The 22,747-nt window shown below is 40.2% G+C and carries 9 protein-coding genes; 1 reads left to right on the top strand and 8 read right to left on the bottom strand.

Annotated features, from left to right (window positions below; all coding sequences use genetic code 11):
- Positions 1 to 22: 22 nt before the first annotated feature.
- Positions 23 to 2,824, top strand: coding sequence for an alpha-amylase family glycosyl hydrolase (locus tag ABD000_RS07490; RefSeq protein ID WP_343765479.1), 2,802 nt, complete (start codon positions 23 to 25; stop codon positions 2,822 to 2,824).
- A 493-nt stretch (positions 2,825 to 3,317) separates the two neighbouring features.
- Here the strand turns inward: ABD000_RS07490 and ABD000_RS07485 are convergent, their stop codons facing one another.
- The 8 genes from ABD000_RS07485 to ABD000_RS07450 all read right to left on the bottom strand — a co-directional run bounded on the left by ABD000_RS07485 (position 3,318) and on the right by ABD000_RS07450 (position 22,743).
- Complete coding sequence (locus ABD000_RS07485; RefSeq protein ID WP_343765476.1) at positions 3,318 to 5,153, bottom strand: CocE/NonD family hydrolase; 1,836 nt, start codon at positions 5,151 to 5,153, stop codon at positions 3,318 to 3,320.
- 79 nt (positions 5,154 to 5,232) lie between these two features.
- Positions 5,233 to 11,454 carry a T9SS type A sorting domain-containing protein gene (locus ABD000_RS07480; protein WP_343765473.1) on the bottom strand — a complete coding sequence of 2,074 codons (6,222 nt, stop codon included), beginning with the start codon at positions 11,452 to 11,454 and terminating at the stop codon, positions 5,233 to 5,235.
- Positions 11,455 to 11,483: 29 nt separating this feature from the next.
- The gene (locus tag ABD000_RS07475; protein WP_343765470.1) at positions 11,484 to 11,831 is read right to left on the bottom strand and encodes a hypothetical protein; all 348 of its coding nucleotides are present in this window, start codon (positions 11,829 to 11,831) and stop codon (positions 11,484 to 11,486) included.
- 4 nt (positions 11,832 to 11,835) lie between these two features.
- Complete coding sequence (locus ABD000_RS07470) at positions 11,836 to 13,113, bottom strand: SprB repeat-containing protein (protein WP_343765467.1); 1,278 nt, start codon at positions 13,111 to 13,113, stop codon at positions 11,836 to 11,838.
- A gap of 7 nt (positions 13,114 to 13,120) precedes the next feature.
- The gene (locus ABD000_RS07465) at positions 13,121 to 14,380 is read right to left on the bottom strand and encodes a SprB repeat-containing protein (RefSeq protein ID WP_343765462.1); all 1,260 of its coding nucleotides are present in this window, start codon (positions 14,378 to 14,380) and stop codon (positions 13,121 to 13,123) included.
- A 1-nt stretch (position 14,381) separates the two neighbouring features.
- Positions 14,382 to 15,779 (bottom strand): hypothetical protein, encoded by a 1,398-nt coding sequence (locus ABD000_RS07460; RefSeq protein ID WP_343765457.1) that lies wholly within the window; start codon positions 15,777 to 15,779, stop codon positions 14,382 to 14,384.
- Between the two features lie 2 nt (positions 15,780 to 15,781).
- Positions 15,782 to 17,866, bottom strand: coding sequence for a fibronectin type III domain-containing protein (locus ABD000_RS07455; RefSeq protein WP_343765454.1), 2,085 nt, complete (start codon positions 17,864 to 17,866; stop codon positions 15,782 to 15,784).
- On the bottom strand, positions 17,866 to 22,743 hold the full coding sequence (locus tag ABD000_RS07450; protein ID WP_343765451.1) for a hypothetical protein: 4,878 nt from the start codon (positions 22,741 to 22,743) through the stop codon (positions 17,866 to 17,868). The genes ABD000_RS07455 and ABD000_RS07450 overlap by 1 nt, the downstream gene beginning before the upstream one ends.
- Positions 22,744 to 22,747: the final 4 nt, after the last annotated feature.

Raw genomic sequence — 22,747 nt, 5'->3', positions numbered from 1 at the left:
TTTTTATCATAACACTTAAATCATGAAGAAGATTATTTTCTTATTTAGTATACTTTTTACTTCCACTTCAATAGCTCAGGGAGTACTTACAATTGATCCACCCACATTTAATGAAGATCAAGAAATCACCATCACCTTCTCCGGAATCGATGTTCCTGCAGATTGGGGAGTTAACGATGTTTACTTATGGGCCTGGTATTTTGACCTGGATGATAATTTCGTGGGCAACTCTCCGGTAACCGGAAATGACTTTGGTAATTCACCACCAGCAGCACAATTTACAGATAACGGTGACGGAACGTATTCATACACCCTTACTCCTACCGCATTCTATAATGATACCGGAATAGGGAGAATAGGGCTGATTGCTAAATCTCAAAATGGAAGCAATCAAACCAACGATTTCTTATTTGAGGTAGGGGTTTTCCAGCTCAATCTAATCAGCCCGGTTGAGGATATTACCCTGGTTCAAAATGGTACATTATACAATATCGCTGCAAATGTACAAGGTGCAACGGCAGACTTTGAGCTACTGGCAGATGGATCTCCCATCAATGCAGTAAGCAACGTAAGCAATTATTCATTTGATTTTACAGTTACGCAAACGACTGATTTCGTCCTTTCGGCAACAAGTACAGATACGGGTGAAACACTTACTGAAGAATTTACCCTGCTTGTTATTGACCAACCTCAGATTCTTCCGGTTCCGGCGGGAGCGAATGACGGCGCCAATATTGACTTTCCAAATGACGATGATCTAACTTTAGTGCTTTATGGAAAAGATAAAGACTTTGTTCATTTAATTAGTGAGCTCTCTAACTGGGAGATTGACAATAATTACTTGCTGAACTTTGACCCTGCGCTCGACAAACATTGGATTACAATCAGCAACGTAACTCAGGATAATTTTTTATATCAATATTTAGTTGATGCACAAATCAGAGTGGCGGACCCCTACTCTACATTGATTTTAGATGAGTTTAACGATCCGTTTATTAGTAATGCAACATTCCCAAATATCCCAGACTACCCAGATGACCTCACCGATAATCCTGTTTCATGGGTGAGAACCAACCAAACCGACTATAATTGGCAAAATGACAACGTAAATCTTCCTGCTAAAGAAGATCTTATAATTTATGAGGTTTTGCTAAGAGATTTTGACGATAACCATAATTTTGACGATGTTGTTAATCGTTTGGATTACTTAGAAAATCTAGGCGTAAATGCCATTGAGTTAATGCCGGTCAATGAATTTGACGGTAATTTAAGTTGGGGATATAACCCAGCATTTCACAATGCGCTAGATAAGTATTACGGTACGCCAGAAGATTTTAAGAATCTTGTGGATGAGTGCCATGCCAGAGGGATCGCAGTGATCGTTGACGTAGTGTACAACCAAGGAACAGGTCAACATCCCTTCTATCGTATGTACAACACCGATAATGGTGGTACCGGCGGACAGGCAACAGCCGATAGCCCGTTCTTTAATCCCAGCGCCACGCATGCATATAATGTTTTTAATGACTTTGATCACAGTAGTGCAGCAACGCAAGAATACGTAGAGCAAACCTTACAATACTGGCTGAATGAATTTCATTTAGATGGCTTTAGATTTGATCTTACTAAAGGATTTACACAAAACTGTACTGGCGGTGATGAAGGATGTACCAATGGGTATCAGGCAGATCGTGTAGCGGTTTTAAAAGAATATGCTGATGCGGTTTGGGAAGCTAACGATGATGCTTACGTTATTTTTGAGCATCTGGGAAGCGGCGGATCGCGCCAGGAAGAAATTGAATGGAGTAATTATCGTCTCAATGAAGGTAAGGGAATAATGTTTTGGGATAAACACACTTTTGCTTATAATGAAGCAACCATGGGGTACTCCAATGCAAACTTTAATGGGATTTCATGGCAAAATATTGGCTTAGATGCACCACGCAATGTTGGCTATATGGAAAGTCATGATGAAGAGCGTCTGATGTATAAAAATTTGGCGTTTGGTAATTCCAGTGGTGGATATGACGTGACAGAGCTTCCTATTGCATTAGAACGCATGAAGGCAGCCGGAGCTTTCTTCCTTACCGTGCCTGGTCCAAAAATGATATGGCAGTTTGGCGAATTAGGATATGACACCAGTATATTTACCTGTCCAGACGGTACAATTCCCCAACCTTATGGTAATGACAGCTGTAAACTAGCCGATAAGCCCGATGGCTGGGATTTCTTAAACGAGGCAGATCGCGTTGAAGTATATGATTTATGGTCTACCCTTATTGGATTTAAGCAAAGCTTACCCATTTTCAAAACTGATAACTTTACGATTGAATCTCAGACAACAGATGGATTAAAACGTATCTATCTTACAGATGATGATGCCACCGGAAATGAGATTCGGCATGTAGTCATCCTAGGTAATTTTAGTGTTACGACTAAAGATATCACGCCAGATTTTCCTGAAACCGGTGAATGGTTCAACATGTTGACCAATGCATCTGTCAATGTGGTAAACACCTCCACTCCAATCACATTAGCGCCCGGTGAATTTTTAATGTATTCTAGTGAAGATCGCCAATTAAGCGTTCAGGATGTGACCTTGCAAACCATTAGTATGTATCCTAACCCAAGTAATGGCGGCATTAGCTTTAGTAATGATATTGATGGATTACACATCTATGATGTAAGTGGTAAACAAGTCTTCGCTCAAGGCGGAAAGATTGTCGCACGCACTACCATTGAGCACCAATTAAGCAGCGGAATTTATTTTGTACAGCTGCAAAAAGGGGCTTTACAACAAACCCTGAAGCTTATTGTGAAGTAAGCTTATTTTCTAAAACCCTGAAGCCGAAGCAGTCTCACTGTTTCGGCTTTTTTATGGGAATTAAATAAGACTCTGATTTATGGTCTAAATAGTTGAGTCTTCTTTGTTATTTTTATGTTATGAAACGTCCCTATCAAATTTTAGACATAGACCAGAACTACTAGATGATACTGAAGTCAGTGAACTTATCAGGGAGTATGACCAGGTATGTGACCAATTTATCGAATTGGAACAACAGCAAGAAGCCAGTAAAGAAGATTTACTTAAGATTTTAGTTAGAGAAATATAAGAAAGTATATCGCATCAAATCAAATGTGATCGGGAAAATGAACGTTTTAAGCTTAATGACCTCATGGATTTTAAACAAGGAATGTTGGATTTGCAACATCATATACGCGAATACCTGCGTAATAATCGGCTTTGGCTTTTATAAATACAAGACCCACAATTAAATTTAGCTACTCAACAAAAACCTGAGTAAGAGTGATAAACTCTATTTCAATACATCAAACGTAATGCTGGAATCGTGAAATACGCTATGCGTTTGCGCTTTGAAATCCTCTGCTTTTGCCTTAAAAATGTTCGGCACATAGGTCTGCGGATTTAAATCAATCAACGGGAACCACGTACTTTGCACCTGCACCTGAATCTTATGTCCTTTTTTAAACGTATGATGTATATCCTGCAAGGTGATATCCACATCGGTTTTTTCATTGGGTACAAACGGATCTGGCGTGTCGTCAAAGCCGTTTCTAAATCTACCTCTAAGCACTTCACTTCGAACCATCATGTGGTAATTACTCATTTTTAAGTAGTCCTGAGTTTCTTCAAAATCTTCAGCATCTGGCGGATAGACATCAATCACCTTTACAATCCAATCTGCCGCAGTACCTGTCGTAGCAACATTTAACTGAGCCAAAATATCTCCCGCCATGGTGATGTCGTCCCTAAGCACATCTGTTTCATACACCAGCACATCTGGTCGTCTTGCAGCAAAGCGTTGATCATCGGTCATGTATTTTCGGGGAGTGAAGACCATTTTAATATCTTCGGTATAGGGAACAGGCTTATTGGGATCGCTAACAAATGTTTCAACTGCGTTATCTTCTTGCGAATTTTGTAGCTCCTCATCATCACCAAGATAATAGGACATCTTTTTAGTGTTTTTTGGAGGCCATTCCGCGTAGCGCTTCCACTCCATCGTACCTGTATCGTACATCGTAGCTTCACTTAGGTTAGCCTCTCCGCCTTTTAAAAATTTATTGAAGAATCTGGTTTCTATATCCCGTTGAAAATCCCGACTTAGGTGATCTCCAAAATATACATTCCCGATAGCCTGTCGCTCCTTAGTTCTCGCCCAGTCTCCATGACTCCACGGACCAAAAACCAGCGTGTTGTAGGTATCGCTATTTTGCTCAATAGCTTTATAGGTTTCAAATGGACCGTATAAATCTTCGGCATCAAATAAACCACCTACCACCATCACGGCAGGTTTGATGTCTTTTAAATGCTGAATAATTCCCCTACTCCGCCAAAATTCATCATAGTTGGGATGATCTTTTAATTGCTGCCAGAATACATTATCTTCTTTATAGTATTGATCCAAATTAGATAACGGACCGGCATTTTTAAAGAATTGATACTGATCTTTGGTATTTAGCTCTGGAAATTTATACCAGCTGGTATCGCTAGGGGTATTTTTTTCATATCCAAATACGGCAGTAGCTCTCCAGTAACTTAGTAAATACGCTCCATTATGATGAAAATCATCAAAATAAAAGTCTCCAATACAGGCTTGGGGCGATACTGCTTTTAGCGCAGGGTGACTGTCTAGCAAAGAATAGGTTGCATAAAAGCCGGGATATGAAATCCCCCAGGTGCCTACATTACCGTTATTGTTTTTTACATTTTTTACCAGCCAATCAATCGTGTCATACGTATCGCTAGCCTCATCGGTTTGTTTGCGTTTTTTATTGGGAATGTAGGCACGCATATTATCATACACACCTTCACTCATCCAACGCCCACGAACGTCTTGATACACGATGATATTACCTTCCTTCATCATAAATTCATTGGGACCGATCTTAGATCTAAATTTATCTTCACCGTAGGGACGTAAACTATATGGGGTACGCTGCAACAAGATAGGATACTCTTTTGAGGTGTCCTTAGGCGAGTAGATGGTCGTATATAACCTTATACCATCACGCATTTTAATATAGGTCTCTTGTTTGTTGTAATGATCCTGGACGTTATAGTCAGCTTGCTGGGCAGCAAGCGTGATTGAATATGTAATCGCAAGGACAAAAAGAAGGTAAGATTTCATAAAAAGTGTTTGAGGTTAAAAGTAATGAAAAACCCTACTCTATTAAAAAGTAGGGTTTAAAACTTAGTATATTATTAATCTAATTTATTACAATCTTTTGTACCCGACTTCCAAAGGGTGTCTCTAATAAAACAAAATACAATCCTGATGCCAGATTTAGCGTATAGCTCTCTTCAAATAGCGTGTTTTGAGCTATAGTTCGATGGTCATAAATCGTATTATCGGCCATCCCAAAGATTTTTAGACTTATTGGCAATTCCTCATTCAAGGTTACTTCAACCGTAAAATTACCAAAGGACGGATTGGGGTAAATAATATAAGACGTAATCAAGGATTGTCCGTCGTTCTGATCACTACCAAAATTTTCTGGATCGACTACCAATACTGTTTTTTGGATGGTATCCTGACATTCTCCCTTCCCTACTGTAAGCGAAAGAGTGTATTCTCCAGGTACTAAAAATAGAATAGACGCATATCCATCATAAGATTCAATAATTTGAGCTTCGGCCGGTAAGGACCATTCTGACCATTCCATGGACTGATCAGAAACATTGACGAGCACAAATTCTTCATTGGTAAATACTTGGGTTGACACTAAGAAATCTGCAGCTACCACTTCTGCGCTTTCATTGATCGTAAGCGTATCTTCTATGATACAACCCTCTGTGGTCGTTACAGTAATCGTATACACCCCGGCATCGCTAAGTTCTACTTCTGCCTCATCACTGTAAAACCCATTGTCTGCTTCCCATTGATAATTCATTCCATTATCTATCGTAGCATCTAATGAAATGCTTTGTCCTTGACATAAGGTCACTTGATCTATCATGTCTAAGAATAGTTCTTCGGGATTTTCTACGGTGTACGCAGCGGTTAGCGCACAGCCTTTGTTATCTGTCACGACAAGCGTATAGTCTCCTGCTTCAAGATTTGTTGGATTCGCTGTGGTATCTCCGTTACTCCACGCATACGTATACGGCGGAGTTCCTCCAGACACCTCTACATTTATTTCACCATCATCACCTTCATAACACGTTGGAATACTAATTGTCTCTTCTACGGCTAGTGAAGGAGGCGGAATCAATTCAATCTCTTCAGTAATGGTACAACCATTGGCATCGGTAAGTATAAGCTGATAGGTTCCAGGAGTCACATCTACAAGATTTTCTAGGGTACTGCCATTGCTCCAGCTAAATGCATACGGCAACGTACCCCCAGATGCGGTCGTCGTAACGTCCCAGTCTTCTAAATCCCCACAATTTTCAAAATCTGCAGTGAGTGCTAGTGCTAGTGCCGTTGGTTCTGTTAATTCAATTGCCGGTGTTTGCACTGTATTGGCATTAGCATCTGTGACGATTACATAGTAGAATCCGGCACCCACGTTACTCAAAGTTTGGGTATTAGCGATAAACGCGCCGGTAGTGTTATCAAACCATTCATAGAGATAAGGATTTCCGTTTGTAAACGGGACTCCGCCGGTTGCTGCAACGGTTAAACTTCCGTTTTCATCTTGTGCGCATAAAATAATATTGACTACAGCTACATCTGCGCTTAGTGCTTCAGGTTCGCCAAGCGTAATTTCCTGAGCGTATTCACAGTCGTTTTGATCTGTAAGCAAAAGCGTATAAGTACCCGCAGAAATATTTGCAAGCAGGTTTGTAGTTTGGTTAATCACCCCATTTTCATCAAACCATGCGTACGTATAAGGCTGAGTTCCACCCTGCGGAATCACTTCTATACTCCCATTGGATAATCCGTTCCCGGTTGGTTGAGTCAGGATCACATCAGCCAGATTCAACTCTTCCGGGCTTTCCAGGGTTGCCGATAAGACGAGGATGTTTCCGTTTTCTTCATTAAAACACCCGTTGGTATCTGAAACTTGCACATCATATTCTCCCTCTACTAATCCTGTTACTGTTGTAGTATTAGCTTCCGCGAAAGCGATCCAGTCTCCATAATCGCCACTATTGAAGCGATAACGGTACTGGAACGTATTATTCCCACCCGTTGCATTGAGGCTTATCATTCCATCTTCGCTCATAAAACAGCTTGGATTTTCAAAGGAAATATTGGCGGATACCACAAGAGGTTGATCCACAAAAAATACGGCACTCTGCTCTTGGATACCTTCGGCATTACTCACAATAAGGTAATAGTTCCCGGTAGAAACGCCTGTGAAAATATTAGCCGTACTTAACAACGTATCATCAGCGGCATCGTACCAGGCGTAATTATTTCCGCCCACACCACCGGTGGTGATTGCCTCTAATATACCGTCGCTCCCTCCAAAACAGGTGATGGGTTGATTTAAAACGATATCCACTAAGAGTTCCCCCGGATTTGCCAGGTTATAGGTTTCGACCACCGTACAGCCCTCTGCATCTGTGATGGTGATGGTATAGATGCCTTCTTGGACGTTAAGTAATTCATCGGTGAGTTGAGATGTCCCTAAGGTTTGCTGGATAATATCTCCTCCCTCATTGGTCCATACATAGTCAAACGGTGGGGAACTGCCTTCTAGTTGAATTGAGATGCTCCCGTCGAACACTCCTTCATCAGAAGGTTGAACTAAACTTACCGCTGTAATATCAAACACCGCAGGTTGATTTACCGTAATCACTCCAGATGATACTGTACAGGTATTTGCATCGGTCACACTTACTTCATACTCTCCCGTGGTAATATTGCCTAATATGTTCGTGGTTGAACTTCCACCCTGCCAGGTATATATATAATCTCCGGTTCCTCCGGTTATAGTAAGTTCAATGCTCCCATCACTCCCGCCGTAACAACTTACGTCGGTCACATCAATTGCTGTGATGAGCAATTCATTTGGCTGAGTTAATTCTTGGGTGAGTGTCGCAGTGTTTCCATTGGCATCAGTTACCAGGATGGAATAAAATCCGGCTAGAACATCACCTGTACTTTCTTGAGAAGAAATTACTGTGCCCGCATTATCGGTCCATTCATAACTGTATGGACCTACTCCACCAACTCCCTGAGCAATTAATGCTCCTGTTTCACCAAAACAGTTTATGGGCTGAGTGGTAATGTCAATGGTTAGTGGTGCCGGCTCTGTTACTTCAAATTCGATAGGTCCCAGTATACAGCCATTCGCATCTGTAACGTTGAGAAAATACGTTCCCGCCAACAGATCAGTCACCTGATTTGCATCGGTCCCAACTGGATTGGAATCTGCATCGTTCCACACATAGGAATAATCGGGCGTTCCCCCATCAATTTCTACCGTAATACTACCGTCATTTAATCCGTTACCCGTAGTGTTTACGATGGTTTGTGAAGCAATGGAGATTGGATTATCCGGTTGAGTCAGGGTCACTTCAATTGAAGTTTCACACAAATTATTATCCCTTACGGTAAGGGTGTACGTACCGGCAATGAGATTACCAACGTCTTGACTATTTAAGCCATTGCTCCAAAAATAATCATAAGGAGCTGTTCCACCGGTTACTGAGACATCAATGGCACCATCATTCCCACCAAAACAAGAAATATTAGATTGAGCCCATGTTGCCTCTAATGCTTCGGGTTGAGTAAGTTCGTAGCTTAATGCCGCAACATTACCATTCGCATCGGTAACCGCTATTTGGTAAGTACCCGCACCTATACCAGATAAGATTAATCCTGTAGAAAGGACTGTAGCGTCTCCTTGCTCCGTCCACTCGTACTGATAAGGCTCAACACCACCGGTGACGGTCGCTTCAATCTCTCCCAGCTCATCCGTAAAGCAGGGAATAGATTCATTTTCTACTATACTTACTACATCCAGTAATTCTGGTTGGGTAACCGTGTAGGTAGCCGGCAAGGTACAGTTTGCAGCATCTGTGATCAGTAATTCGTACTCTCCAGCCGGGATGTTTTCTAACGTTGAGGAATCCCCCACTTCATTAAGATCGCTATCGAACCATTGATAGGTATACGCTGGTGTTCCTCCAGATACCTCAACGGCAATGCTCCCATTATTTGTTTCAAAACCGGTAAGGTTAGTAATGGTAAAAGAATCAATGGTAATAGGATCGTCTGGTTGTGTAATGTCTACCGGTCCAAGTGTCGTGCTACATCCATTGGCATCGGTTAAGATAAGGTTATAGGTTTCTGCAGGGAGGTTGGTAAGATCTTCGGTATCGTAGGTTACTCCGTTAAGATCACTCCATTCAAAGGTATAAGGCAAGGTTCCCCCGGCAACATCAATATTGATGGTCCCCGTAGATTCCCCAAAGCAGGATACCGCTTCCGCGGAAGCGAGACTAACGATAAGTTCATCTGGCTGGTAAAACGTATAATCGAAAAAGGCAACTGCTCCATTGGCATCGGTCACCTCAACACGATACTCCCCCGGTAAAAGATTTTCTATCACAGGTGTGGTGATCCCAAGAGCTACGGGATTACCCGAAACCAATTCAAACCATACGTATTGATAGGCTTCAACCCCACCCGTAGCAGTTGCTAACAGCGCCCCATTTGTATCGCCATTACACAAAAAAGGAACCTGTTCTGTAATCGTTACACTAAGCGGAAGAGGTTCGACAACGGTAAATGTTTGCGTCACAATACAGCCCGCATTGGTAGCCGAAACATCTGCATTTGCATCGCGGATTTCAACGGAATACTCGCCTGCGGTGAGGTTAGTTAAGTCCTGAGTTGTTTCACTAAAATCTAAATCTCCCGTTTTAGTCCACTGATAGGTATATCCCGGAGTTCCTCCTGAAACTTCAATGTCAATCGCTCCTGTATTTTGACCTGAAATAAGTACATCTGTAGTTGTGAATGAATCAATGACTACTGCTTGTGCAGGTTGCTCAATGAGTACTGTAGTCGTAATTGTATTAGGATTAGGATCCGTTTCAGTATCAGTTACCAATAGGGTATAATTTCCTGTATCAAGACCTGAGAGTGAAGCCGTATTTGCTGAAAAACCTGCATCATCATCTTTTGTCCACGAATAATTATAAGGAGGCAATCCCCCCGTCACAACAATATCTGCTGTACCATCTGCTCCTCCAAAACATAAAACATCTGTTGAAGAGGTACTTGATATTTCTAAAGGGTCATATAAAACATACGTTTCAGCTGCGGTACAACCATTAAAATCTGTGACAGTGACTTGATATTCTCCTGCCGAAAGGCCTATAAGATCTGGATCTGTATTGATGTTGATTCCCGTAGAAAGATTTACCCATTGATAGGTATAGGGTGAGACTCCACCATTTACTAGGATATCTATAGCACCATCAGCCGCTCCTGCGGTAGTAGGTTGTTGGAGTCCGGCATTTTCAAGATTAATAGTAATAGGAGCTGGGTAGGCAATAGGGAAAATTGTTATGCCTTCTACCTGCGCTAGTTGATCAGGACATGAATCGCCTGAAAAAACTGTAATCTCATATACTCCGGGAGACAAATCAGTAATTGATGCATTCGTACTGTAATCCACTCCATCCTTTTGCCAAACAAAGGTATATGCCTGTGCTCCGCCCGTTATATTTATAACGCTGAGAGAAGCATCATCTATCGCATTACAGGAAGGTTGATTTACTGTAACATCAAAGTTGATTGGGTCAACTTCATCAACAGTCAGGATATTCGATGTAATTCTAGTTCCTGATCCATTGTTATCAGTAACCTCTACTTTATAATTCGCAGGCGGTAATCCTGTTCTAGAAAAAGTTAGGGTTTGTGCTAAGTTGTCAGAAATACCATAATCAATCGTAAATATACCTGAACCCGGGAAAGTTTCAACTTTTAACTGATATACATAATTTTGTCCTATGATTCCTCCTTGTGCCTTAGCTGTGATGCTTCCATCATTAGCGTTTACACAGGTTTCATCCATTGCATCTGCGAACTCGAATTCAAATAAAGGGGGATCAGTTAAGGTAAATGTTGCGGTTTGATCACAAAGATTTTCATCGATGATGCTAAGAACATATATCCCGGCTCCAAGATCTGAAAAGGCAAGATTATAAACATCCCAGTTAGGATTGGGGTCTGACGTAATCGAGGTATTTGTCGTTGGCGTTATTGGGGCGCCATCTTTTGTTATACTATGAGTATATAGCGCTGAATTGCTGAACTGTGTTCCTCCCGTGATCGTTAGGCTAATAAATCCATCTGTAGTACCTGCAAAGCTTGGATCCTGTGTCGTTGCATTGATCGTAATTTCATCGGGTTGAGAAATCGTTATAGAAACAACTTTTGGATTAGGTCCGGGATTTCCTTGCGACCAACTCCACAAAGGCAGAAGGAGTAGTACTAATATAGGAATGAGTAATTCTTTTTTCATAGTCTTATCTTTAAATGAAATTCTTCATTTTAATTATTTTGTTGCTGGCAATCATTACTATCTTGAACCCTCATCTGATAGTTGGCAGCAGGTAAATTTTTAGAATAAGATATAATAGCGTCATATCTTATGCGATAAACTTCTGGTTTAAATGATATACTTACATTACTATTCCAATGTCCACTGTTTCCAAAAGAGAAGGGTGCACATGGATAACCATTTCCATTACAATGAACTCCCACGTCTGTGATTTGACCTTTTAGAGAGGGAATATTTAATGAGTTCCATGGTTCTCCACTCGCATTAAATAACCACCTCTGACCAACTGTACCTAAAATGGATAAACAAATAAGCGCAATGGATATTAGTAATTTCATATTCTTAATTCTGTTGCTCACATTGATTACTATCTCTAACACGTACATCGTACTCACCTACTGATAGCCCTGATATTACCATAGGGTTACTTGTGAATGAACTGTACGTATTGCCATTATCCAAACTATACTCATAGCTTCCTGTGCCTCCATTTGCTTCGACCGTCATGCTTCCTGATCCTTCTTCAAAACAACTTAAGTCAGTACTTGACAGTATTGAAAATACCACAGGAGTCGGGGCATTAATTTCTATAGGTTCATGAGATTCTTGTGTATTGGTATTATTAGTTTGGTATCTTATACGATACACGCCGCTATCTAGCGTTGAAGGCCACGTATACGTTGTTCCGGCATAAGTAAGATCAGTTAATGAAGCATACGAATTTATATCATCTCCGTCATTTAATATGTTATTTGGTCCTGCCCAGTCTAAAATAGCTGTCGTAATAATTTCACCCGGATCCAGCGGTCGGTCAAACGTAAGCGTAAAATTACCGTCATTGGTGTATTCGCAGGATTCGTCTGTACTTGATGAGGCCAAAACTTTAGGGGAACATTTTGTTAGATCTACAGTTAATATTTCACCGTAAGGCGACGGCGAATCTTCATAGACTACTCTCAATTTGATGTTAGTATCTGTTGAAGTAATACCTGGAAAATCATCAACACCTACAGTGAAGGTTGGGCTTCTCCAATCATAATTCAATAAGGTATTCCAATTTGACGTACCTGAGTCTGCCTGATATTGATATTCTACTTTATAGCTAAAGGGTGAAGAACAATCTGCCACACTTATCTCTAAATCTTCGCATGAGGTAAGTGTGGTATTTGCATTGATATTCGTTAAATTTTCTATTGGGATCATACGCGTAAAATCCAACCCATTAGATGGATAAAGGCAAAGTCCTGTGGGAAACTGTAATTGACAATTGATATTAGATGATACGGGCATGGTTTCGTAGAACGTACAAAAATCTGTAGGTCCGGATCCCTGATAAATTACATAGTTTGGAATAAAATCCAAATTTATAACTTCATCCATGGTTGTATTAATCGCTGGGGAATCACCGAATTGATAATTAACATTAGAATAAAAAATTAAATACGAACCAGAGGGGCTTGTATTTTCACTCAAACTTATCTGATAAGTTAGATAATTAATGAGCTGCGCATCTGGAGAGCTGTCCATATCAAGCGTAAGCGAATACTCAATCTTATATTTATGTTGCGCCAGAATACTAGACCCTATAAGTAAAACTATTATCGTAACAATCTGTTTCATCTTTGAATCAATTTTGTTGTTCACAGGTATTACTATCTCTTACACGTACGTTATACTCTCCAACAGATAACCCCGTTATTGTCATGGGATTACTTATTAATGCACTATATGTACTGCCGTTATCTAAGCTATAGGCATAACTTCCGGTTCCCCCACTTGCTGAGATTGTTATACTTCCTGATCCGTCTTCAAAGCAAGTAAGGTCATTATAGTCGGCTGTAAATGCAACCGGAACAGGAGAATTTAATTCTATAGGTTCATGAGATTCTTGTGTATTGGTATTATTGGTTTGGTATCTTATACGATACACGCCGCTATTTAGTGTTGAAGGCCACGTATACGTTGTTCCAGCATAAATAAGATCAGTTAATGAAGCATAGGAATTTATATCATCTCCGTCATTTAAAATGTTATTAGGTCCTGCCCAGTCTAAAATAGCTGTCGTAATAATTTCACCCGGATCAAGCGGTCGGTCGAACGTAAGCGTAAAATTCCCGTCATTGGTGTATTCGCAGGATTCGTCTGTACTTGATGAGGCCAAAACTTTAGGGGAACATTTTGTTAGATCTAGAGTCAATATTTCATCATAAGGTGAAGGAGTATCTTCATAAACGATTCTCAATTTTAAATTCGTATCAGCCCCAGTAATGCCGGGAAAATCTGTCATATCTATTGCGAAAGATGGGCTACGCACTCCGTAATCTAATAACGTGTTCCAATTGTCTGTTCCTGAGTCTACCTGATATTGGTATTCAACTTTATAGCTAAATGGAACGACACATTCAGCCGCTTTAAGGGTTAAGCTTTCACAACTTGTTAGATTTGTATCACCATTAATATTTACTAAATCCCTCAATCGTATAATTCTTCCAATTCCAACTGGGGTGACGCAATGATTCTGATTTGATATAACAATACCACATTGAGCACTATCTGAAAAATCTTGATTGGTACTATAGAAACAATCACCATTCGCCGCAAGAATAATACTGGATTGACTGCTTATACTGTCTGGAAGGAAATTTAGCGTAATTACTTCATCACGTCGTGTAGAGTTTGGTGAATTGGCATAAGCGAATGCATAATAGATGGAAGATGCACTAGAATTATTACGTAGTCTAATTTCATATTCGCTAAATTCTACCGCATTTGGTTGACCTACGATCTGATGCGTGAGGGTATAATTATACTCCACTTTATAGTGATACTGCGCCTGCATACTAGACGTAGTCACTATAAAAATAAATATGATTGCTACTTTATTCATATCAATTCTGTTCTTCACAGGAATTACTATCTCTTACTCGTACATCATACTCTCCAATTGATAGTCCCGTTATTGTCATAGGGTTACTGCTTAATGCGCTATACGTAACACCATTATCCAAGCTGTATTCTAAACTCCCGGTTCCACCGGATGCATCAATGTAAATATTTCCAGCTCCTTGTTCAAAGCAATTTAGATCATTACTACTAGTAGTAAATTCGACTGGACTGGGAGTGCCTATTGTAAATACTATAGGCGGATCTCCTGGTTTGGGCACTGGTTGTGAACTCGGTTGTTCTTGATAAGTTAAGGTATATGTTCCTGGTGGTAAATCAATTCCAGATTCGCTCCAGTTAAATGCAGTTCCATTTATGGTCGCGCTATATGAGAAGTTAACCCCATCTGCACTTGAGACAACAAATAATATAGAAACGTTAGTAAGAGACTCTTGAAAGTCAAGTTCAAATCCACCGTCTGTCGTATACACACAAGAGGTATCTACTCCTGCAATCGTTGAATAAGCTGGAGAAGCCTTTATCACATCTAAGATATACGTATCGAAATATAATTCTGAACTTCCCGGAGTAGTACTTTCACTTGGAGGGAATGTTGGCCCTGTTTGAAATTTGGTGTAAACACCTCCCCCGCTACTGGACAGTCTAAATTGAAGCTTCACGTTCCCAATAGCGAGTATATCATCTACTACCATGTCATCTAATTGTTGCAACGTAATATTCATGGGGAACTTATTTTTTACTGATACATTTGTCAATGGGATATATTGTCCATCAGCATTTGAAAAATAATACCACTGTCCATCTGAAATGTTTTGTCCAGATACATCAAACACCTGATCATCTAAAGAACGCTCATTATTACTTGCATCAACACGTATTTTAGGTAATAACCAGACTTTTGAATAGCTCCTAAGCGGACTACTGCTAGTTAAATTTGAAGAATTGGAGTTTCCCCATTCTGCACTTCCAAAAAGTGATAGTGTTTTTGTTTGTTCACCAGCGGTATTATTTGATCCACAGTTAGTACTATTTATTGAGCAATAATCAGTAGGTGAACAACTTGGACAATCTGCCTCAACCCAATTAGTTACATATCCCCCCATCTTAACGGTATAGGGTCCTCCGGTATAAGGCACGGCAATTCGTTTGTTGCTAAACGCACTACCACCGCTTCCGATTGTTCCTGATGTAAATAATATGGAATTATTATTTCTACGCACAATGGGCTGGGCATTATAACTTTTATAATCATCTGGAGGTCCACCATTACCAGTGATATTAATAAGCATATAATAGTTGTGTCCTGCATAATATAGATCTGCCTCTTGCGCAAATGAAATTATAGTAACCAAAGTAATCCCTAGAAATAGTAATTTCTTCATCATCAATATTTAACTTCTATTAGCTTCATCTTAGACAATCTTCCATCCTTATAATTTGCACGAATGGCATAGGTATATGCAGTATTTACTCGTATCCCGTTGTCATAAATTAACTTTGAATCTGCAGGTAGTTCGCGCAGCATACTTAACTTACTATCTGCGATTGCTTTGTATAATGTAAAGCCCGAAACTTCATCAAGATCCCCTTTATATCGCCAACTAAGTTGGATGTGCCGTTGATTTCTGTTGGCCTGGGCATAGAAACCTTTAATTTCTCCAGATGCATCCAGCTTAGGAAGGTTTATGACAATGGGTTGTGACGGTACCGACTCTAAACCACTTTGATCTCTGGAAACTATGGTATAACTGTATAGATTTCCTTCTTCAATATCTACATCCACAAAACGTTCTTGAATATTAGGCAGTGTAGCGATCAAATTCCATGAACTTTCTTCATTTTGTTTTCTATACAATAACGTTTCTATAGCATCTTTGCTGGAGCTTTTAGCCCAATTCAATGATATCCCGTTATCTTCTGATTTAAAGGTTTTAAATGCAGGTGATGTTGGCGGAATAACATCAGGCTTTTCAAGCACCAATATAGATGAAGCTTTAGAGGTATTGTACCTCATATCGACCGATGCTACAGTATAGAAAATATTTGGGTTGAGGTTGTTTATGTTAATTGTATCTACATAACTACTATCTTGAATAGGCGAGGCTGTAATCTGGCTAAATTCTTCATTCTTGTTCGATCCCTTAAAGATACGGTAGCCCAAAAAGTCTTCTTCGGTATTTTTCTTCCACGTAAGTGTAACAACGCCTAAACTATCTACTTTACCCCTTAAACCGGAAGGAACTGCTGGAGGAATCGAATCTACAGGTTGTACCAGTATTGGGAATGATGTCCTGTTGCTATTATTCTTTCCAATGGCTGAGATGGTAAAATAATTTGAGGCTGCCAATCCTTCATACTCCACACTCCGCGCAGATGGTGAAATATCCCGAATTACTACTTTAATGGTTTCTCCTCGTCCGTCAGATTTGTTTAATTCAAACCCCTTGATTTTATTATTCCCTTCAACCGGAAACTCCCAAGTCAATTTTACTTTATTATCACTCAATAGCTCTTTGATCGTAAGATGAGGAACATACTGTAGAATTTCTTCTCCGCTTCCACTTACTACATCAGAGTAAGGTCCCTTTTCACCAAAGGTTGAAATTCCCTGTATTCTATAATAGTATGTATTTGCATTATTTATTGAATCCAAGTAGAAGATACGGGTAGCTCTATTTCCTGCGCTTTGATTCTCAATATTACTATAGGGTCTTGGATTTATTTTCTTAAATGAAACCCCGTCAGTAGATCGCTCTATGTTAAACGCGGTGTAAAATTTAGATGAAATACTTCTATTCCAACTTAAGATCGTTTGACGATCTCCAAATACACCTACGAAATCCACTGGCTTCGGGAGTTCTTTATATTCAGAAATTCCTGTGAAAACCCCTCCGTAAGGAATGCTCATCACATTATTAGGCACTTTAGAAATGACACGATACAAATACTTTTCAGTAGGAACTGCGGTACGATCAACATAACCCAATCCTGCCATTCTTGCAACTTCAAAATCCTGTTCTACTGTATACAATGTAAACGTATACCGCTGTTGTAAACCTTGGGATAACGCTACCAAACGTTCAATTTGACTCCCTCCAGTAACTTCAAAATCTTCGCCATATAGCGCCTGTGCAACAATAGCAGCATTATCATTTTCTTCAATAATCGTCATCCATTCGTCTAATCCCTGCGGACGAATAGGATTAGGGGTCAAAATTTGTTTGACCGGTGTATCCAGAGATGTGCCGTCTCTGGAAATCGTATAGCGTTCAATAGTATATCCAAAACCATTCAATTTTTTCCAGGCAATAGGAGTAGTGGGTGCCCAGCGAATCATGATCCTATCTTGCATAGGTCTGGCAGTTACTTTAATCTCTGCAACAGGTAATCCAACAGAATCCACCTGGACCTGTGCATAGCTGGAAAAGCTTAGTATTGCTAAAAGTATATATAGATTAAACCTTTTCATTAATTAGGCTTATTAAAAGTATAAGTACTAGTATTTCCATCTTGTGTACCCGGCAATTGGTACGAGATATCAATATTATAATTCCCTTGTTTTAGGTACGGAAAAACACCGTTAATGATATAATCAAACTGTTGTATTTGCTGTTGATATTGCACGGGATCATTTAAATAGGCATTCGTAATTTTATATCGTATGTCCACAAAATCTTCTTCATAATATAGCGGAAGATTATAGCGATATGGGAAACGTATGCTCAGCAAATTAAAATTGGGATCATTTTCCAGATACGTGATGTACCAGGTTAACATCTCCACGGCTTTAACAGGTGGTATTCCCATAATAGATACGTCACGATTCGTTGTAAAACCATTGATTGGATAACCCTCATAAATCAACGGGTATACCTCATTTTGGTAATACGTGTCATCCAGACTGGCTTCAATAGAAATAAGCGGCTCATCGTTTGTATATTGATTTCCTAAAATTTCTACCAGATCAAAAGGCTCAGTTGTTGCATGCTGGATCTCTAACGCATGAATATTAGACTGAATGATATCTATGATAGGAGCTGTAACTGCTTTTGCTGCTAGCTTATTCGCGAACGTAGTGTATTGACTGGTGGAAAAGTTATACGCTAACATTTGAATGGCATCTGCATTGGTGAGTAGATCGTCTAATTCAATTTGTTGCACTTCAACATTTTGGTCTTCTCCAATATCTACCGTATCGTACGAAGTGGTTACATTATCCATGGGGTCAGATCCAGGTGGTAGCGTAGCCAATGTCATGGCATAGGCTTGTGAAGTCTCCAGCGTAGGAATCCCCATCATGACTATGTTATCGGCAGAATTATAAGTGATCGCACCTTCTTCAACTGTAGTAGTTGTCGTATAATAAGTCACTTGTGACCAACCGTCTTCCAAGTCAAAGAGGTAATCTTGTCCTTGTAATAATTTAATGTATGCCTGATTAGTCTCATTTGGATACATGTATTTTTGATCCAAGACGGGATAACAATAAGCGATATTACTTTCAGGAATATAATCTGGTGCCTCACCTGTAGTAAAGTTTCGTATTTCTTCTTCGATGAACTCTTCCCCGTTTTCGGTATAGACTTGCCAGCTTCCGCCACTGTACTTCTCAAAAATTACCGAAACCCTTAGTTCGATATCTGTGGTTGGTGGTAAAACATCCGTGGACCTAAACGTTACTAAGTTATTGTCATCATTCCAGGTCATTTCTCCCTCAATCTCATTACCTGCATCCAGTAGTTTAAACTCGTTTAAGGTAATACGGTAGGTTTGGGTTTGACCTGTATCTTCATCATCTAATTGAAACGCATTATTCAATTGCATATTGAATCCTACCTGTGGAATAGAAAAGACATCCACATCTCCCACTCCATCATTAGGTTGAATATCGGCAATGACTTTAAGACCATCTAATGGCCCGCCATTAATTAATTCACACTCCTCTCCCAGCTCAATTTTGAAATTAAAACTTCCTTTTACTAAACCACCCAGCAAATTAAATTGTCCACCCACATAGCCTCTAAACCAGGTTGGGTTAGGCAATTTTGCCTGCATAAGCATGGCAGCACCTGCGCTGATAATTGGAATTTTCTTTCTAACAAAAAGTAATTTAATTTTAATCCCAAGTTCACCTTGTAAATAGGCGTAGGCCTGCCCGTTGGCGTACCAGCCATCAATCCCTATTTGTCCACTACCTTGACAGGCGGCATCCCCATAATCCTTGACCATAATATCGAAGCCTGCACCTACCTGAAAGCGTGCGTAGAAAACAAGGAAAGTTAAATCTCCTGTATCTAACGCAAAATCCTGCCCAAAGGCAAGACCACGACCATCACCTAACATATTTTCATCCCGCATATAATCCAATACATCAGCATCTACTCCTAACAGATCAGCAACGATTGGTGGCGGGGGTGGACTTGCCGGTATGTTATCTCCAATCATAAAGTAACCGCCGGATTCTAGGCTAAAACTACCTATCCCTACCCTAAGACCTAAACGATCTGTTGGTGTACCCATGTGAATATACCAACTCCCTGGTTCAAAATGGAGTACGGCCCAACCTGCACGATTCCCACTAGCTCTACCTTTTATCAAACCTCCCGCTGCGTCAACGTACAAATCAAATGTTCCATGCAAAGTACTTGTGGTAAAATTATATTCAATCGCAGCATAGGCGTTGATTCCTACCTGACCTGAAACTTCATCGGGATACACCTGTTTAGAAACCTCAATAAGATTTGTGTCCTTTAAGTAATCCAGGGTAGTTTGATTCATTCCCATTTCTGTCATGACAACACTTTCCAGTTTATCCTGTATTTGCGCAGCAGGATTATCAAAACTAAAATCCTGCATGACATGTCCTTCACCATAGATGCTTACTCTATTCAATCCTCCAGTACTATTAAAAGCTACTTCAAAACCTGCTCCACCGTGAAAAACATTATCATTTGCTGCATTGGCAAATAGAATCATGGCTTTGATCCCTAAACCTGAATCTTCATTAGGTTGGTAATCTGCACCAGAAGCTGTGAAATTAGAACTAAAACCAACTTTCTCCATTTTATAATAGGCTCCACCTCCAAATCCTTTGATTTTAAAGGCTCCCCCGGTATTGATATTTAGACCATCTGCCAGTGCATCAACATACCAATACCTAAAGCCTGTTTTCCCAAACATAGCATTGGCTGTAATTTCTAAGGGATTAGAACCTAAGGTTTTAAACTTAGCACTTAACGACCCCTGAAAGCCGTCCCCATAAATAGGATCATCATCTAAAAATGTAACGCTTCCTGCAAATTCGGTTGCGCCTAAGTCTACCAAGACATTGATCTCATCTACGGTGATTTTATCAAACTTCCATTTCTGGATGCCGTCATCTTCTTCAAACTTACCTTCGATACCTAAGGTGGTATCTCCGCTAAATCCACTGGTATCCCCCATAAAATTAACCGCAATGGTAAATCCTAAGGTCGCCGTATTATTTGTGGTCGTAAGATCAATATCTGAAATAGTGATAGGGAATTTTGCCAGGCTTACGGTACCATCATATCCCATAGATCCTACGCTTACGTAAGGTGTTTCAGTCTGTAAGACTAAACTTTGAAACGTAACGCCCGTAAACTGAACTGTTTTTTCATCATCTGGAGTTGTGTTGGGATCATTGTTATTCCCGTCATTATTTCCATCTCCTGTAGCTTCAGAAGGTTCACTGGCATCAGCATAGATTCCCATGCTTCCATGAATTGTGGCTACCGGTCTAAATTTCCCATCTTGTACAGTAAGCTCAATGGAAGAATTAGGTTCTATGGTCGCAGTAGCTTTCCAGACATCAAATTTAAGTTGAGATTGAGTGGTTGCTGTAAAAACGTATTCATTGTTGGCTGGATTTACGATACCCACATAGGCCATCGCAAAGCCACCGGCGTCTTGATCATCATCACCATTCCCATCGCCGTTATTGCCGTTGCCGTCAGGATTTTGCTGGGTCTGCGCAAAGGCTTGCGCCTGATCAGCATCCACCTCTTTAGAAATAGGCAGGACGATCCCGCCCCTAAGTTCTGCCCCCGTTAAATTATTAGCTACAAAGGTGGCTTCGATACGATCCAGTGAAAACTGCCATTTTGAAGCATCTCCTTCATTAAGTGGTAAGACATTATTCACTGAAAATTCTCCCGAAACGCCCATCCCATCGATTAAGAGGTTTACAGCCTGAAACGTAATGCGTTCTGTACTGCCCTTTCGTTTAAATTGCTCAGGTAACGCCACGGTAAGTGAACTTACATACACTCCCCGCCATAATTCTTCGTTACCGGGCACCAGATACTGACTGTAATCTTGGGGCCATTGTACCTGAGGATCATTTCTTAAATCACTAAAATCCAGTACAGCCGTATTTAGATCAAACGCAAGACCATCTTGCCAACTGGCCAGCGCAAATCGTGGAATAGAAACATTCACCAAAATATCATTCCAGTCGCTTGCTGTGGTACTAAACTCACCTTTAACTCGTTTTGTAGTATCAGTTTCAACCGTATAATCTGGTTTTAAAGGAACCAGCATGGATCGTGGAAACTCTACTTCTGCTTGGAGTCCCAATTCTTTGAAACCATCACAATCTACTTTTACATAGGTGCGGTCATTAACCTCTCCCGTTGCCATTTCAAATCCACCTTTTACAATGACCAGTCCGTTTCCACCATTAATTCTAAACGGGACATCACCAAGTAAAGCTAAAGTAGCATCACCAATCAGTCCACCGGTGTGGGATAAACGAATACCCGTTGCGCCAAAAAAGAATTGCTTTTGATTCCCCGCAGCGTCTTGTTGGGGCAAGATCATTTTAAAGAACACAGTAAGTTCTGTATACTCCGGAGTAAAAGTTGCGCCACTGATTCCCATCATATACTGGACATTATTGATGGTTTGCCGCACGCCTACAGGTAATTCTACTAAATCACTAGGTTGTAAGGTTTCAATCCAGTTTTGATTATTCTCCAACTCATCAAAGGTTCCTACTGCTTTAGCTAAAAACTCATTCACCGTAGTATCTACTGCTGCTATACGTTCTAAATATTCATCACTAAATTCTTGAGTACGTTGGGTACGCTTTAAGTAGGAATTGAGTAGTTGATCATCAAAAGAAGAAAAAGTTCTAGTTTGAGGCGCCGGACTTAACAGTACACGCCTTCGTTCCAAGTTGATCCCCTTAAACTGATCTTTAAGGATAGCCAAATGCTCTGCATGCTTGGGAATGCTTACCTGCGTAGAATCTTTGTCTGTTGAGGCACTAAGATTTACACCTAAACTAAAGAACAGAATGAGTAAGAAGTAGTTTTTTTTCATAGTC

This window comes from Gangjinia marincola, assembly GCF_039523415.1.
GTDB lineage: Bacteria > Bacteroidota > Bacteroidia > Flavobacteriales > Flavobacteriaceae > Gangjinia > Gangjinia marincola.
The sequence above is the reverse complement of the archived record's forward strand: the minus strand, read 5'-3'. Positions and strand labels throughout refer to the sequence as shown.

Coding starts and splice junctions, on each gene's coding strand:
- ABD000_RS07455 (WP_343765454.1), bottom strand. CDS start 17,866: ATGAAAAGGTTTAATCTATATATACTTTTAGCAATACTAAGCTTTTCC.
- ABD000_RS07480 (WP_343765473.1), bottom strand. CDS start 11,454: ATGAAAAAAGAATTACTCATTCCTATATTAGTACTACTCCTTCTGCCT.
- ABD000_RS07490 (WP_343765479.1), top strand. CDS start 23: ATGAAGAAGATTATTTTCTTATTTAGTATACTTTTTACTTCCACTTCA.
- ABD000_RS07470 (WP_343765467.1), bottom strand. CDS start 13,113: ATGAAACAGATTGTTACGATAATAGTTTTACTTATAGGGTCTAGTATT.
- ABD000_RS07475 (WP_343765470.1), bottom strand. CDS start 11,831: ATGAAATTACTAATATCCATTGCGCTTATTTGTTTATCCATTTTAGGT.
- ABD000_RS07465 (WP_343765462.1), bottom strand. CDS start 14,380: ATGAATAAAGTAGCAATCATATTTATTTTTATAGTGACTACGTCTAGT.
- ABD000_RS07450 (WP_343765451.1), bottom strand. CDS start 22,743: ATGAAAAAAAACTACTTCTTACTCATTCTGTTCTTTAGTTTAGGTGTA.
- ABD000_RS07460 (WP_343765457.1), bottom strand. CDS start 15,779: ATGAAGAAATTACTATTTCTAGGGATTACTTTGGTTACTATAATTTCA.
- ABD000_RS07485 (WP_343765476.1), bottom strand. CDS start 5,153: ATGAAATCTTACCTTCTTTTTGTCCTTGCGATTACATATTCAATCACG.